This window comes from Streptomyces filamentosus, from assembly GCF_014654895.1.
In the GTDB taxonomy this organism is placed as follows: domain Bacteria; phylum Actinomycetota; class Actinomycetes; order Streptomycetales; family Streptomycetaceae; genus Streptomyces; species Streptomyces filamentosus.
This window is the reverse complement of record NZ_BNBE01000001.1, coordinates 1,366,751-1,381,366: the sequence shown is the minus strand read 5'-3', so window position 1 is coordinate 1,381,366 and position 14,616 is coordinate 1,366,751. Positions and strand designations below refer to the sequence as shown.

The following is a 14,616-nucleotide window of genomic DNA, read 5'->3' as shown; positions in this document are numbered from 1 at the left end:
CCGCCGCGGGGCGGCCTACCCTGGAGGCATGGGTGACGAGGAGCCCCGCACGCTGAGGGACCCGCTGGCCGCGCCGCCGTGCCCGGCCTGCGGACGCCCCCGCGCCACGATCGCCGCCCGGCACAAGGTCCTCGGGGCCTGGGTTCCCGAGTGGGAGGTCCAGCCCTGCCGCAACCCCGCCTGTCCGCTGTACGAACCGCCGGACCGGGAGGCGTCGGACCGCGAAGCGCCGGACCGGGAACCGCCGGGCCGGGGAGTGCCGGACACCGAACGTGGCGGAACCACTACCACGCAGGTCACCGGCAAGAACGGCGAGAACGGGAGAAGTCCGGCCACAGGGTGACCGGCCGCGCGCCGGAGCCGGTCATACCGCTACAGTCCGCGCATGTCATCGGAGTCGACAGAAGTCTGGACCGGTTGGTACCGGGACCGCCGTGGTGCGGAAGCCCTCGTCATCACGGCCGACGGGCGGCACGTCACCGCCCGCGTCAGGGGAATCGAGTACACGGGCGCGAGCTTCGCCGCGCTCACCGCCGCCGAGGGCGGGGAACCCCTCACCGGCTGCGTCCTGGAGTGGGACCTGCCGCTCCCCGTCGTCACCGACGGAACCTCCCAACAGGCGACGCTCAGCTGCCTGCTCACCCTCGGCGAGCGCGCCGACCTCAGCCTGACCCTGCATTACGGCGGCACCGCCTTCGAGGCGATCGTCGCCGGCGGAGACTTCGAGGGGGCACTGGCCCGGCTGCGCGGCCAGCTCCCCGAGGGTGCCGACTTCGGCCGCAGGCTCCTGCCGGCCGCGTGACGGCGGCGCCCCGGGGGGAGGGGCGCCGCCGCCGTCCGTCGTCCCGGCCCGGCGGGCCGGTCAGTTCTTGAAGGCGGAAGCGAGCCCGTAGCGCCACAACTGGTCGACGCGGGCACGCTCCTGGCTGTTCGGAGTCGCGTTCTGGCAGGACGTGCCGGGGCCGCCGCCCGACATCAGCTCGCTGCACGGACCGCTGTAGTGGTCCGGGAGCCCGAGCACGTGCCCGGTCTCGTGGGCCGTCACGCGGGTGGAGTTGTACTGCTGGTTCTGCCGGTAGTCGAGGAAGATGTAGCCGCTGCCGTGCCCGTCGGTGCTCGCGTACGAGCCCCGGGAGTCGTTCCCCTCGTAGTAGCGGAAGTCCGGGTTGCTGCCCTCGACGAGCCGCACGTTGACCACCGAGCTGTTCCATATCTGCGTGGAACGGGCGATCTGGGTGCGGAAACTGGGCGCGTTGGCCGCGCTGTAGACGACGGTCACGGCCGCCGCGGCGCTCGGGTTCGCGGCGCGCTTCTGGGCCACCGACCGCATGACGGCGTCGAAGAACGCCTGGTTCGCCTTCGCCTCCTCGGCGGAACCGGCGTATCCGGCCCACGCCTTGGTGGCGGGGGCGGCGTCGGGCGCGGCGGCGGCCGGGACGGCGGCACCGAGCGAGACGGCGAGACCGAGGCCGAGGGCGGCGGTCAGGGTGCGGGTGAGGACCTTGGGGTGTCGCATGGTGGGGGGCTCCTCCTGATCGGGGTCGGGAGTGAGTCTCGGGGCCGGAGGGAGCCGGGGGAAGGATGCCAACCCCCGATAGCGCGAACGCATCACCTCGCGACCGGCATCTCAAACGGCAGCGTTTTCAGGGGAGTTGAGGCGATCCGGTCGTCTGGTGCGGGAGCGGAACCCCGCCCTACGCTCGGAGGCATGGAGCTGGAGGTGAGACACCTGCGCGCGCTCTGCGCCATCGCGGACACCGGCAGCCTGCACAAGGCCGCGCGGCAACTGGGCATGAGCCAGCCCTCCCTGACCACCCAGCTGCGCCGCATCGAGAACGCGCTCGGCGCCGAACTCTTCTCCCGGGGCCGCACCGGCTGCCGCCCCACCCCCTTCGGCCGCTCCGTCCTCAGCCGCGCCCGCCCCCTCGTCGACGCCATGGCCGCGCTCGTCACCGAGACCCGCGCGGAGGCGGCCCGCGCCGAGGGCCCCGAGCTCCGCGTCGGCTCCACCGCCAGCCGGGCGCTGCCGGGCTGGCTGCGGCGGCTCCGCGCCCGCTTCCCGGACGCGCACGTGGGCCTGCGCGTCGACGTCTCCGCCCACGCCCTGCTGCGGGAGGTGGCGGCGGGCCGTCTCGACGTGGCCTTCGTCCACGAGGTCGAGGGCAGCCCCCTCCAGGTGCCCGACGGCCTCGACCGCCGCGTCCTCGTCGCCCGCGAGCCCCAGTTCGTCTCCCTCGCCCCCGCCCACCCGGCCGCCGCGCACCCCGTGGTGGACCTCGCGGACCTGGCCGGCGACCACTGGATGGTGGATCCGAACGTGGACGGGGAATGGGACGGCCTGCGCCGCGTCCTCGCGGCCGCCGGCATCGACCCCCCGCTCCTCCACGGCGACTACCACACCGCCGCCTCGCTGATCGCCCTCGGCGAGGCCGTCGCCCCCTGCCAGCCGACCTCGGTCCCCCGCGAGGACCTCGCCGTCCGCCCCCTGCGCGGTGACCCCCTCGCCGTCCGCCTCCTCCTCTACGCCCGCCCCGACACCCCCCTGGACCCCCTCCACGCCGCCCTCTGCGACGCCTACCGCGAAGCCGCCCACCGCTCGCCCCCCTACCGCGCCTGGCTCCACGCCGGCGGCACGGCGGCCCCCTGCCTGACCCCGCCCTGAGCCCCCGGGCACGCCGAAGGGCCCCCGCCGCGCACGGCGACGGGGGCCCTTCGGCAGGGAACGCGGAAGGTCAGGCCTTCTTCGTCTCCCAGAAGATGCGGTCGATCTCGGCGATGAGCTCCAGGGCCTTCTCGCCGGTCTTCGGGTCGGTGGACGCCTTGGCGGCCGAGAGGGCCTTCAGGGTGTCGTTGACCAGCTGGTTGAGCTCGGGGTACTTCTCGAAGTGCGGAGCCTTGAAGTAGTCGCTCCACAGGACCGAGACGTGGTGCTTGGCGAGCTCCGCGCGCTGCTCCTTGATGACCGTGGCGCGGGCCCGGAAGTGCGGGTCCTCGTTCGCCTGGTACTTCTCCTGGACAGCCTTGACGGACTCGGCCTCGATGCGGGCCTGGGCCGGGTCGTACACGCCGCAGGGGAGGTCGCAGTGAGCGCTGACCTTGACCTTGGGGGCAAACAGGCGGGAGAGCATTGAGCCGTCCTTCCTCGTGATCGTCTTCTCAGGTGGGAGATTACTCGGTGAGAAGGGCGTTTTCGCGAGCGCCCCCTGGGGCTTAGGTCAAAAGTCCGGGGTTCGACCGAGACTCGTGTACGAGTCGACGAGGGGAGCAGGAGTGGAGCGGGAGGCTACCGCGGCGGCCGCGGCGCCGTTCGGGATCGCCGAGGTGACGGGGGTGTCGATGGTGCCCACGCTGCTGCACGGGGACCGGCTGTTCGTGCGGTACGGGGCGCGCGTGAGGGTCGGTGACGTGGTTGTGCTGCGCCATCCGCTCCAGCAGGATCTGCTCGTCGTGAAGCGGCTGGTCGAGCGACGGGACGCCGGCTGGTGGGTGCTCGGGGACAATCCGGCGGCCGAGGGGGACAGCCGGGTCTTCGGAGCCGTACCGCCCGAACTGGTGCTCGGACGGGTACGGCTGCGGTACCGGCCGGTGACGCCGGGGCGTCAGCGGTCGGCGGCCGTGGTGCTCTCCTGGCTGTTCTCCGCGGTGCGGCCGGTCCGGTCGGGGCGCTCGGCCTCCAGGCGCTTGCGGGCGCGGTAGGCGGCCACGTTGGCGCGGGTGGCGCAGCGGTCGGAGCAGTAGCGGCGGGAGCGGTTGGTGGAGGTGTCCAGGTAGGCGTTGCGGCAGGGCGGGGCCTGGCAGAGGCCCAGCCGGTCGGCGCCGAACTCGGTGAGGTGGAAGGCGAGGCCCATCGCGGAGATGGCGGCGTAGCCCGCGGTGGCGTTGGACGAGTGGTCGGCGAGGTGCATGTGCCAGCGGGGCCGGCCCTCCTCGTCGAGGGTGTCGTGGCCGGAGATCTGCGGGCTGACGGGGAACTCCAGGAGGAGCGAGTTCAGCAGGTCCACCGCACCGGTGTGGTCGCCCTCGTCCGCCGCCGTGAAGACCGCCCTCAGCCGGGCCCGGATCGTGCGGAAGCGGGTGAGGTCGGCCTCGGTGACCCGGCGGGCCATCTGGGAGGCCGCGCCGAAGAGTTCCTTGACCACCTCGACGGAGGTGAGACCGTCCCTGCCGCGGGCCGGTTCCTCGGTGTTGACGAGACGCACGGCGTAATCCGAGTAAGAGGCCAGTTCCACTTGTAGTCCTTACGGTGGCGGGCTAGGGTCGGCGTCGAGGGGGTAACCGGTGTTTCCCCTTCGAGGGTATTACGTTCGCGGGATTTCTGTGGCTTCGACGACGGAGGATACGGACATGGGCGGCACCGACTGGGCGGACTGGCAGCGGAGCTGGGACCGTCAGCAGGAGTGGTACATGCCGGACCGCGAGGAGCGGTTCCGCGTGATGCTCGACATGGTCGGGGCGCTGGTGGGGCCGGAGCCCCGCGTCCTCGACCTCGCCTGCGGTACCGGAAGTATCACGGACAGGCTCCTCAGGAGGTTCCCGGACGCGGTCTCCACCGGCGTCGACCTCGACCCCGCGCTGCTCGCCATCGCCCGCGGCACCTTCGGCGGCGACGGGCGGGTCACCTTCGTGACGGCCGACCTCAAGGACCCGGAGTGGACGAAGGAGCTGCCGTACGACACGTACGACGCCGTCCTGACCGCCACCGCCCTCCACTGGCTCCACAGCGAGCCCCTGGCCGCCCTCTACGGGCAGGTCGCCGGGCTCGTCAGGGACGGCGGCGTCTTCATGAACGCCGACCACATGATCGACCCGGCCACCCCGCGGATCAACGCCGCCGAGCGGGCCCAGCGGCACGCCCGGATGGACGAGGAGAAGGCCGCCGGGGTCCTCGACTGGGCCGAATGGTGGGCGCTCGCCGCGCAGGACCCGGTCCTCGCCGAGCCCACCGCCCGCCGCTTCGAGATCTACGGCGAGCACGCCGACGGCGACATGCCCCCGGTCGGCTGGCACGCCGACACCCTCCGCGCGGCCGGCTTCGGCGAGGCCCGCCCGGTCTGGTGCTCGCCCTCGGACACCCTGCTGCTCGCCGTGAAGTAGGCCGCCGGACACACGGAAGGGGCGGTACGGGCTCACGCCCGTACCGCCCCTTCCGCACGCCTCACGGCACCGTCACAGCACCTTGGACAGGAACGCCTTCGTCCGGTCGTGCTGCGGGTTCGTCAGGACGTCCCGCGGGTGGCCGGACTCGACCACCACGCCGCCGTCCATGAAGACCAGCGAGTCGCCGACCTCCCGGGCGAAGCCCATCTCGTGGGTGACGACGATCATCGTCATGCCCGACTCGGCCAGGTCCCGCATGACGTCGAGGACGTCGCCGACGAGCTCCGGGTCGAGCGCCGAGGTGGGCTCGTCGAAGAGCATCAGCTTGGGCTCCATCGCCAGCGCGCGGGCGATGGCGACGCGCTGCTGCTGGCCGCCGGAGAGCTGGGACGGGTAGTTGCCCATCTTGTCGCCGAGGCCGACCCGGTCGAGCAGGCGCTCGGCCCGCTCGCGGGCGACGGCCTTGGACTCGCCCTTCACCTGGACGGGTGCCTCCATCACGTTGGCCAGGGCCGTCATGTGGGGGAACAGGTTGAACCGCTGGAAGACCATGCCGATGTCCCGGCGCTGGGCCGCGACCTCGCTGTCCTTCAGCTCGTAGAGCTTGTCGCCCTTCTGGCGGTAGCCCACCAGCTGGCCGTCGACCGAGAGCCGGCCGCCGTCGATCCGCTCCAGGTGGTTGATGCAGCGCAGAAAGGTGGACTTGCCGGAGCCGGACGGGCCGACCAGGCAGAACACCTCTCCGCTGCGGACCTCCAGGTCGATGCCCCGGAGGATGTGGGCGGCACCGTAGGACTTGTGGACGCCCTCCGCCTTGACCATGAGCTCGCCGGTCATGCCGTTGCCTCCGGGGAACGCTTGAACGTCGTCATGTTCGTCTTGACCCGCTGCCACGGGGTGGGCGGCAGGTTGCGGGTCGAACCGCGGGCGAAGCGGCGCTCCAGGTAGTACTGGCCGACGCTGAAGACGCTGGTCAGCGCCAGGTACCAGATGGAGGCCACGAACAGCATCTCCATCACGGCACCGGCCGTGGAGCCGATGTTCGAGGAGGCGCGGAGCAGCTCGGTGTACTGCACGGCCGAGACCAGCGACGAGGTCTTCAGCATGTTGATGAACTCGTTGCCCGTCGGCGGCACGATCACGCGCATCGCCTGGGGCAGCACGATCCGCCGCATCGTCTTCGTCTGGGACATGCCGAGGGCGTGCGCCGCCTCGGTCTGGCCCTCGTCGACCGACTGGATGCCGGCGCGGACGATCTCCGCCATGTAGGCGCCCTCGTTCAGGCCGAGGCCCAGCAGGGCGACCATGAACGGGGTGAGGACCTGGGAGGTCTCGTCCTTGTAGATCGGTCCGAGGTCGATGTACTCGAAGATCAGGGCCAGGTTGAACCAGACCAGGAGCTGGACGTAGACCGGGGTCCCGCGGAAGAACCAGATGTAGAGCCAGGAGACGGCTCCGGTGACCGGGTTCTTCGACAGCCGCATCACGGCGAAGACGATGCCGAGGACGAGGCCCAGGGCCATCGCCGAGACGCTGATGAGGACCGTCTTCCAGAGGCCGGAGAGGATCGACGGGTCGAACAGCTTGTCCCAGACCGTCGCCCACATGATGTTGCCCTGGGAGAAGGCGTAGACGAGCCAGCCGAGGAGGGCGACCACGAGGACGCCGCTGACCCAGCGGCCGTAGTGGCGGACGGGGATGGCCTTGATCGCCTCGTAGGGGGTGCCCGAGGGGCCGGGCCCGGCCGGGGCGGCGGCCGGGTCCTTGCTGATCTTGTCAGTCATGACGACTGCCCTTCAGTGGTGCGTGGGGGGAGGGGGCAGATCACTTGCCGGCGTTGATGGTGGCCGACTTGACCGCGCTGCCCTCGACGTCCCACTTCTTCAGGGCCTCGGCGTAGGTGCCGTCCTTGATGATCGCGTCGAGCGCCTCCTTGACGGCGTCGCGCAGCTGGGTCTTGTCCTTGGAGACGGCGATGCCCATGAGGCCGACGTCCGTCTGGTTGCCGACGACCTCGAAGTCGTTGCCGCCGCCGGAGGTCTTCGCGATGTAGGCGGCGACCGGGTAGTCGTTCAGGTCGGCGACCGCACCGCCGGCCTTCACGCGGGTCTGGGCCTCGGCGTCGGTGTCGAACGCCTGGATCGTGAGCTTGTTCGAGCCGCACTTCGTGGCCTGGGCCTTGAAGGTGTCCTCGTAGATCGTGCCGCGCTGGACGGCGACGGTCTTGCCGCACAGGTCGTCGAGGGAGTCGACGCCCTGCGGGTTGCCCTTCTTGACCAGCAGGGAGACGCCGGAGGAGAAGTAGTCGACGAAGTCGACGCCCTTGCCGATCTTCTTCCCGTTGTCGTCCAGGCCCTCCTGGCGCTTCTTGTTGTCCGTCATGGAGGACATGACGATGTCCTGGCGGCCGGTCTCCAGGGAGGTGATCAGGCCGTCGAAGGTGCCGGAGACGAACTCGAACTTCACGCCGAGCTGCTTGCCGAGGGCCGCGGCGATGTCGGGGTCGACGCCGACGATCTTGCCGCCCTCGGTGAACTCCATCGGGGCGTACGAGGCGTCCGTGCCGACCTTGATGACGCCGGACTTCTGGATGTCGGCGGGCAGCTTCGAGAAGAGCGGGGCGGAGTTGGCGGCGGTGCCGCCCTCCTTGGTGGCGCTGTCCGTCTGGTCGCCGCAGGCGGTCAGCAGCATGGAGCCGGCGACCGCGATGGCGGCGACCGCGGCAAGACGGGACGTGCGGGTCTTGGCAGCGGTCGTACAGCGCGTGGAGCGTGCGGTCATGGTCGGGATCCTCCGGCGTATGAGGGAGTTGCCATAGGCGTTGCCAATGGTCGCGTACGCGTCTTCGAGTGTCGCGACCTCGTGTGATTACGGCATCTTGCCATTCGGACTGCCTCAAACCGACGGCCACGGATGTCAAAATCGGATAACGGGTGGCGCTCGAACCCCGACAGGCCGGTACATCAAGGCCGGAACAACTTTCGTAGGCTTCCCGCTTCGCCGAAGAATCTGCGGTGGATCTCGCCATTCGGACGACGTGAAGGCCGTCAAACGTCCGGTGAGCGCATCTTTCCGGACATGCCGCGACGAGTCGCTCTCCGTCCGCGTCCGGAAGCGGTCGGTATGAGTCGCGTCACCGAGTGGATACGGACTCGTCTGCGGTGCCGTCTGTCCGGTAAGAAGGATCCTTACACCCCTCATCCGGGGCTCAGGGCGCGTTGTGCGGCGCGCCCGCGCGGCTGCCAGACACGGCGGCCGCGGGACCCGCCCACCGCTCCACACCAGGAGCGGCCAACCCTCGACATCAGACATAAGGGGTCTAACCCACATGGCAGCGGAGATCGTCAATTCCCCGAGCGAGACCGGTACGGAGGCTCCCGAGGAGCCCTTCGACCCGGCCTTCGCCCTCCACCGCGGCGGCAAGATGGCCATTCAGGCCACCGTCCCCGTCCGCGACAAGGACGACCTGTCCCTCGCGTACACGCCCGGCGTCGCCAAGGTGTGCACCGCCATCGCCGAGAACCCCGACCTGGTCCACGACTACACGTGGAAGTCCCAGGTCGTCGCCGTCGTCACCGACGGCACCGCCGTGCTCGGCCTCGGTGACATCGGCCCGGAGGCATCCCTCCCGGTCATGGAGGGCAAGGCGATCCTCTTCAAGCAGTTCGGCGGCGTGGACGCCGTCCCGATCGCCCTCGCGACCACCGACACCGACGAGATCGTCGAGACCGTCGTCCGGCTCGCCCCGTCCTTCGGCGGCGTGAACCTGGAGGACATCTCGGCGCCGCGGTGCTTCGAGATCGAGCGCAAGCTCCAGGAGCGCCTCGACATCCCGGTCTTCCACGACGACCAGCACGGCACCGCGATCGTCACCCTCGCCGCCCTGCGCAACGCCGCGAAGCTGACCGGCCGGACCCTCGGCGACCTGCGCGCCGTCATCTCCGGCGCGGGCGCGGCCGGCGTGGCCATCGCCAAGTTCCTCCTGGAGGCCGGCATCGGCGACGTCTGCGTCGCCGACCGCAAGGGCGTCGTGAGCCGCGACCGCGAGGACCTCACCGACGCGAAGCGCGAGATCGCGGAGCTCACCAACAGGGCGGGCCTCGCCGGCTCGCTGGAGAGCGCCCTCGCCGGCGCCGACGTCTTCATCGGCGTCTCCGGCGGCACGGTCCCCGAGGAGGCCGTCGCCTCCATGGCCGAGGACGCCTTCGTCTTCGCCATGGCCAACCCGAACCCCGAGGTCCACCCCGACGTCGCGCACAAGTACGCCGCCGTCGTGGCCACCGGCCGTTCGGACTACCCGAACCAGATCAACAACGTCCTCGCGTTCCCCGGCATCTTCGCCGGCGCGCTCCAGGTCCGGGCCTCCCGGATCACCGAGGGCATGAAGATCGCCGCCGCCGACGCCATCGCCGGTGTCGTCGGTGACGCGCTCGCCGCCGACTGCGTGATCCCGTCGCCGTTCGACGAGCGGGTCGCCCCGGCCGTCGCGGCCGCGGTCGCCGCCGCCGCGCGCGCCGAGGGCGTCGCCCGCCGCTGACGCCACGTCCGCGGAAGGCTCCCGCAGGGGCCCCGCCCGGTCCGCCGCAACGGACAGGGGCGGGGCCCCTTTGCGCGGGCCTTCCGTGGGAGGCGGCCGGGAGCGGGCTTTCGGGGGGTGTGGGCCTTCGGGAGGCTTTCGGGAGGTAGGGGCTTTCGGGAGTGGGGGCCTTCGGGAGGCAGGGGCTTTCGGCGGGCGGGGGCTTTCGGGGTGCTGCGGCGCAGCCGTCAGGAGACCTCCGGAGGCGCTCCGGCGTCGCCGTCCAGGGGGGGTCCGGCGGGGCGCCGGGGCCGGTGGGGGAGGGGACGCGCGTCACACCGGCGTGTGGTTACGCGCGGTCGGCGTCGCCGCCTAGGGTCGGGGCCATGTTCGCTGCCTACGCCGCCCGAATCGACCGCGACCAGCCTCTGAACGGCCTCGAGTTGGGCGAACGCCCCGAGCCGGAGAAGCGTCCCGGCTGGACCACCGTCACCGTCAGGGCCGCCTCGCTCAACCACCACGACCTGTGGTCGCTGCGCGGGGTCGGACTGCCCGAGGGGAAGCTGCCGATGATCCTCGGCTGCGACGCCGCAGGCGTCGACGAGGACGGCAACGAGGTCGTCCTGCACTCCGTGATCGGCCAGACCGGCCACGGCGTCGGCCCGGACGAGCCCCGCTCCATCCTCACCGAGCACTACCAGGGCACCTTCGCCGAGCGCGTCACCGTCCCCCGCTGGAACGTCCTGCCCAAGCCGAAGGAGCTCTCCTTCGCCGAGGCCGCCTGTCTCCCCACCGCCTGGCTGACCGCCTACCGGATGCTCTTCACCAACGCCGGGGTCCGCCCCGGCGACTCGATCCTCGTCCAGGGCGCCGGCGGCGGCGTCGCCACCGCCGCGATCGTCCTCGGCAAGGCGGCCGGCCTGCGGGTCTTCGCCACCAGCCGCGACGAGGCCAAGCGGAAGCGGGCCGTGGAGCTCGGTGCCGTCGAGGCGTACGAGCCCGGGGCCCGGCTGCCGTACCGGGTGGACGCCGTCATCGAGACCGTCGGCGCCGCCACCTGGTCCCACTCGGTCAAGTCGCTGCGGCCCGGCGGCACCCTGGTGATCTCCGGCGCCACCAGCGGCGACCGTCCCGCGCACGCCGAACTGACCCGCATCTTCTTCCTGGAGCTGAAGGTGGTCGGCTCCACCATGGGCTCCAAGGACGAACTGGAGGACCTCCTCTCCTTCTGCGCGGCCACCGGCGTCCGCCCGGTGATCGACGAGGTGCTGCCGCTGGACCGGGCCCGCGAGGGCTTCGAGAAGATGGCCTCGGGCGAGCTCTTCGGAAAGATCGTGCTGACGACCTCTTGATACGGGTCGGTCGACCTGATGGGATCTCCGGCACGTGAAACGTGAACAACGCTCACTTCCTCGTGCCGGAGGCCCTCGTGTCCCGCTTGTCGCGCACCACCCTCGTGGCGACCGCCGTCGCCGCCTCCCTCCTCGCCACCCTCGCCCCCACCGCCACCGCGGCCCCCACCGCCACCGCGGCCCGCACCCCCGCCGAGGCGGGCACCCGCGCCGAGGCGGGCGCCAGGGGTGACGGGATCCCCGCCCTCACCGACTCCCGGGGCCGCGTCCTGACCCTGCGGGGCTGGAACGTGGAGGACAAGGCCAACCGCGGCGACGCCGCCCTCTCCGCCGTGACCGAGAAGCACTTCCGCGACATGCGGGCCAAGGGCTTCAACTTCGCCCGCCTCCTCGTCTTCTGGGACGACCTGGAGCCCCGCCCCGGCCAGTACAGCCAAAGCTACCTGCGGAAGATCGAACGGGTCCTCGACTGGGCCCGGAAACACGACGTCAAGGTCCTGCTCGACGCCCACCAGGACGTCTTCGGCCCCGCCTTCGGCCACCGGGGCATCCCCGCCTGGGCCACCAGGACCGACGGGCTGCCCTTCACCCCGCACCCCGACGACTGGTTCTCCGAGTACTTCGAGCCCGCCGTCCAGCGCGCCTTCACCCACCTCTACGAGGACGAGGACCTGCGCAGGGCCCAGGCCCGCATGTGGCAGGTGCTCGCCGACCGCTTCGACGACCACCCGGCCGTCCTCGGCTACGACCCCATCAACGAGCCCATGGGCGAACTCCACGAGGGCGAGGACCTGCCCACCGCCGCCCGCCGGATCGAGCGCGAACAGCTCACCCCCATGTACAACCGGATCGCCGACGCCATCCGCAGGGTCGACCGGGACACCTGGATCTTCGTGGAGCCCACCCCGATCGTCGGCGAGGGCGTGCCCACCGGCCTCGGCCGGATCGACGACCCGAAGATCGTCTACGCCCCGCACTTCTACAACACCGGCATGGAGGCCGGCGCCGACTACGACCCCGCCGCCGGCTGGATCGAGAGCTACGAGCAGGCCGTCACCCTCTACCCCGAGGAGTACAAGGTCCCCGTGGTGGTGGGGGAGTGGGGCCCGCTCAACAACTCCCTGCCGAACATGAACCGCTTCTACCGCGAGGCCATGGTCTCCCTCGGCCGCTACACCTCCGGCTGGGCCGGTTACGTCTGGTGCTACGGCGGCGGCTACTGCGCCGTCGACTCCACCGGCGCCTTCCGCACCAACAAGGAACTGACCGCCGAACCGTACGCGGAGGCCGTCGCCGGCCGGGTCCGCTCCGCCGCGTACGACGCGGCGACCGGCGTCTACCGCCTGGAGTACGACGCGGCGGGCCCCCGCGGCTCCCGGTCCACCGAACTGGTGCTGCCGCCCGGCGACTGGAAGGTCACCGCCCACGGAGCCCGCGTCCTCCGCGACCGCGACCGCGGCGGGCCCCGCGTCCTCGCCGCCCCGAACGCCCGGGTCACCGTGACGGTGAGCCGGACGGCCCGGTGAGCCGCTGACCGGCGGGCCGTTGACCGGTCGGCCGCCGGGCCGGTGAGGCGCCCCCGGGTCAGGGCTCGGTGCGGGGGCGCAGCAGGCCCGTGATGCGGACGGCCGCCGTGGACAGGTGGTGACGGGCCTCGGCGAGCTGAGCGTCCGTCACCCCGTGGTCCCGGGCCGCGTCCCGGACCTCGTCCCGGAACCGGTCGAGCAGCCGGTCCAGGTCGCGGGCAGGATCGCCGGAGCCCGTCCCCTCGCGCGCCCACTCCGGCACCACGGCCTCCCCGGCCGGGTCCGGCAGGGTCACGTCCACCAGGGGCGCCTCCGCCCCCGCACGGCCCCGGGGGTGGCCCGAGACGAGGTCGCCCAGCTGGGCGGTGATCCCCGACAGGCCCTCCCAGACGTTCTGCGGCCACTCGCCCTGGGCGAAGCGGTGCTGGACCTCCTCCTGCACCTGCTGGGCGACCCGCTGGAACTCCTTCGCCTGGAGTCTCGCCGAGCGGGCCTCCTCCTTCGCCTTCCTGGCCTGCTCCTTCCACTCCCGCTTGGCCTTGCGCAGCTCCTCCTTGGCGTCGGCGAAGGAGACGCCCTCCGCCGTCCGGGTCCGGCTCGCCGCCGCGCGCATCTCGCTGCGCACCCGGCCCGCCGCGCCCCGCACGTCCTCCCGGATCTCGGCGGCCAGCTCCGAGACGGAGTCCCGGATCTCCCGCTCCAGGGCGTCGAGTTCGGCCTCCCGGCCGGCCAGCTCGGTGCGACCCGCGTCGGTGAGCGCGTAGACCTTGCGGCCCCCCTCGGTGGTGTGGGTGACCAGCCCCTCGGCCTCCAGCTTGGCCAGCCGCGGGTAGACCGTGCCGGCGGAGGGGGCGTACAGCCCCTGGAAACGCTCCTCCAGGAGCCTGATCACCTCGTAGCCGTGCCGGGGGGCCTCGTCGAGCAGCTTGAGCAGGTAGAGGCGGAGTCGGCCGTGCGCGAAGACGGGGGACATGTCAGAGCACCTTTCCGGACGCGGGGGAAGCGGGGTCGGAGCCGGAGCCGGAGCCGGAGCCGGAGCCGGGGCCGGAGTCGGAATCGGGGCCGGAGTCGGAGCCGGTGGTGGAGGGGCCGGTGGTGGAGGGCGTCGGGTCCTCGGCGGACTCCGGGCGGCGCAGGAGGGCGATGGAGCCGGAGACCGTGGTCGCCCGGAGCGTGCCGCTGCCCGCGCCGAGCGTCCCGGTGATGGACTTGGTGCCCCACTCGCCGCCCACCCGCAGGTCCTCGAAGGCGTTCGACACCGCGCCGCTGGTGGTGCTCGCCTCGACCCGGGCGTCCGCCGGGTGCGGCAGCCGGATCGCGACCTCGCCGGAGACGCTGCTGAGCCGGATGTCGGCCGGCGGGGCCCCGCTCGGTGCCGGTTCCAGGTCCAGGACCATGTCCCCGCTGACGGTCTCCGCCCGTACCGCCGAGCCGGAGCCCTCGATCACCGTCACGTCACCGGTCACGGTGGAGACCCGCAGCGCGCCCGTCACCGACTGGGCCTCCAGGGCGCCCGAGACGCTCTCGGCGCGGACCGGGCCGGAGAGCCCCACGAGGGTGGTGGAGCCGGTCACCCCGCGCACCTCGGTGCGGCCCCGGACGCCGGAGATCACCGACTCCGCCGTGACCGCCCCCACCTCGACCTCGGCTCCGGCCGGGACGGCCACCGAGACCACCGCCCGCCGCCGGTGGGCCTTGCTGTCGAGCCACTTGAGGATGCCCTTCCAATGCAGGTCCTCGTAGGTGACGGTCAGCGTGGAGCCCTCCTGGGTGACGATCAGGGGCGGGCCCTCGATCTCCGAGACCTCCACGCGCGCCGTGCTCTCGTCGGTGCCCACCACGTTCACCGCGCCGCCCACGACGCGGACGCGCAGCCGTGTCACGGGGTCGGCGGGCGCGAGTTTCACCGGTTCGGTGACGGACCACTCGGTCATGGTGGTGACCTCCCGTTTCCTCGAAGCTCTCGTCGCGCTCGGCGAGCGCCGGATCGCGACACGACATGTCGCGACTTCCCATTCACGATATATCGCGGCGTGACCGAGTCAACCCCGACTCATCCCTGACTCATCCCTGACAGGGGTGGAGCAATCACCGCCGTACACGGACAAACTGACTAGCGTAGGGC

The 14,616-nt window shown here is 71.8% G+C and carries 16 protein-coding genes; 8 read left to right on the top strand and 8 right to left on the bottom strand.

Features of this window, described 5'->3' with window-relative positions:
- Positions 1-28 precede the first annotated feature (28 nt).
- Both IE326_RS05920 and IE326_RS05915 read left to right on the top strand, forming a co-directional pair.
- Positions 29-343 (top strand): hypothetical protein, encoded by a 315-nt coding sequence (locus IE326_RS05920; protein ID WP_190040990.1) that lies wholly within the window; start codon positions 29-31, stop codon positions 341-343.
- 42 nt (positions 344-385) lie between these two features.
- Positions 386-802, top strand: coding sequence for a DUF6304 family protein (locus IE326_RS05915; RefSeq protein WP_190040989.1), 417 nt, complete (start codon positions 386-388; stop codon positions 800-802).
- A 60-nt stretch (positions 803-862) separates the two neighbouring features.
- On the opposite strand, the gene snpA is transcribed toward IE326_RS05915, so the two are convergent.
- Entirely contained in the window at positions 863-1,516 is a 654-nt protein-coding gene (gene snpA, locus IE326_RS05910; RefSeq protein WP_190040988.1) for a snapalysin, read from the bottom strand.
- 192 nt (positions 1,517-1,708) lie between these two features.
- Here snpA and IE326_RS05905 point away from each other — a divergent pair, with 192 nt between their 5' ends.
- Entirely contained in the window at positions 1,709-2,662 is a 954-nt protein-coding gene (locus IE326_RS05905) for a LysR family transcriptional regulator (protein WP_190040987.1), read from the top strand.
- A gap of 70 nt (positions 2,663-2,732) precedes the next feature.
- Here the strand turns inward: IE326_RS05905 and sodN are convergent, their stop codons facing one another.
- The gene (sodN, locus tag IE326_RS05900; protein WP_030207400.1) at positions 2,733-3,128 is read right to left on the bottom strand and encodes a superoxide dismutase, Ni; all 396 of its coding nucleotides are present in this window, start codon (positions 3,126-3,128) and stop codon (positions 2,733-2,735) included.
- A 142-nt stretch (positions 3,129-3,270) separates the two neighbouring features.
- Between sodN and sodX the strand changes: the two genes are divergently transcribed.
- Positions 3,271-3,696 carry a nickel-type superoxide dismutase maturation protease gene (gene sodX / locus IE326_RS05895; RefSeq protein ID WP_229915214.1) on the top strand — a complete coding sequence of 142 codons (426 nt, stop codon included), beginning with the start codon at positions 3,271-3,273 and terminating at the stop codon, positions 3,694-3,696.
- Here sodX and IE326_RS05890 read toward each other — a convergent pair.
- Positions 3,600-4,229: a CGNR zinc finger domain-containing protein gene (locus IE326_RS05890; RefSeq protein ID WP_150231615.1), complete on the bottom strand. Its 630-nt coding sequence runs from the start codon at positions 4,227-4,229 to the stop codon at positions 3,600-3,602. The genes sodX and IE326_RS05890 overlap by 97 nt on opposite strands.
- Before the next feature lie 115 nt (positions 4,230-4,344).
- Between IE326_RS05890 and IE326_RS05885 the strand changes: the two genes are divergently transcribed.
- A complete protein-coding gene (locus tag IE326_RS05885; protein WP_150231617.1) occupies positions 4,345-5,094 on the top strand; it encodes a class I SAM-dependent methyltransferase in 750 nt (249 codons plus the stop codon).
- 72 nt (positions 5,095-5,166) lie between these two features.
- On the opposite strand, the gene IE326_RS05880 is transcribed toward IE326_RS05885, so the two are convergent.
- From IE326_RS05880 to IE326_RS05870, 3 genes are read right to left on the bottom strand one after another with little or no spacing between them, the layout of a single operon-like run.
- Positions 5,167-5,934: an amino acid ABC transporter ATP-binding protein gene (locus IE326_RS05880; protein ID WP_150231618.1), complete on the bottom strand. Its 768-nt coding sequence runs from the start codon at positions 5,932-5,934 to the stop codon at positions 5,167-5,169.
- The gene (locus tag IE326_RS05875) at positions 5,931-6,881 is read right to left on the bottom strand and encodes an amino acid ABC transporter permease (RefSeq protein ID WP_150231620.1); all 951 of its coding nucleotides are present in this window, start codon (positions 6,879-6,881) and stop codon (positions 5,931-5,933) included. The genes IE326_RS05880 and IE326_RS05875 overlap by 4 nt, the downstream gene beginning before the upstream one ends.
- Before the next feature lie 40 nt (positions 6,882-6,921).
- Entirely contained in the window at positions 6,922-7,878 is a 957-nt protein-coding gene (locus IE326_RS05870) for an ABC transporter substrate-binding protein (protein ID WP_150231622.1), read from the bottom strand.
- A gap of 547 nt (positions 7,879-8,425) precedes the next feature.
- On the opposite strand from IE326_RS05870, the gene IE326_RS05865 reads away from it, so the two are divergent.
- From IE326_RS05865 to IE326_RS05855, 3 genes are all read left to right on the top strand, one after another.
- Positions 8,426-9,634, top strand: coding sequence for an NAD(P)-dependent malic enzyme (locus IE326_RS05865; protein WP_150231624.1), 1,209 nt, complete (start codon positions 8,426-8,428; stop codon positions 9,632-9,634).
- Positions 9,635-9,999: 365 nt separating this feature from the next.
- A complete protein-coding gene (locus IE326_RS05860) occupies positions 10,000-10,965 on the top strand; it encodes a zinc-binding dehydrogenase (RefSeq protein WP_150231627.1) in 966 nt (321 codons plus the stop codon).
- 86 nt (positions 10,966-11,051) lie between these two features.
- Entirely contained in the window at positions 11,052-12,491 is a 1,440-nt protein-coding gene (locus tag IE326_RS05855; protein WP_373310222.1) for a cellulase family glycosylhydrolase, read from the top strand.
- Between the two features lie 58 nt (positions 12,492-12,549).
- Here IE326_RS05855 and IE326_RS05850 read toward each other — a convergent pair whose 3' ends face one another.
- Both IE326_RS05850 and IE326_RS05845 read right to left on the bottom strand, forming a co-directional pair.
- Entirely contained in the window at positions 12,550-13,464 is a 915-nt protein-coding gene (locus IE326_RS05850; protein WP_190040986.1) for a PadR family transcriptional regulator, read from the bottom strand.
- A 1-nt stretch (position 13,465) separates the two neighbouring features.
- The gene (locus IE326_RS05845; protein WP_190040985.1) at positions 13,466-14,425 is read right to left on the bottom strand and encodes a DUF4097 family beta strand repeat-containing protein; all 960 of its coding nucleotides are present in this window, start codon (positions 14,423-14,425) and stop codon (positions 13,466-13,468) included.
- Between the last annotated feature and the right edge of the window lie 191 nt (positions 14,426-14,616).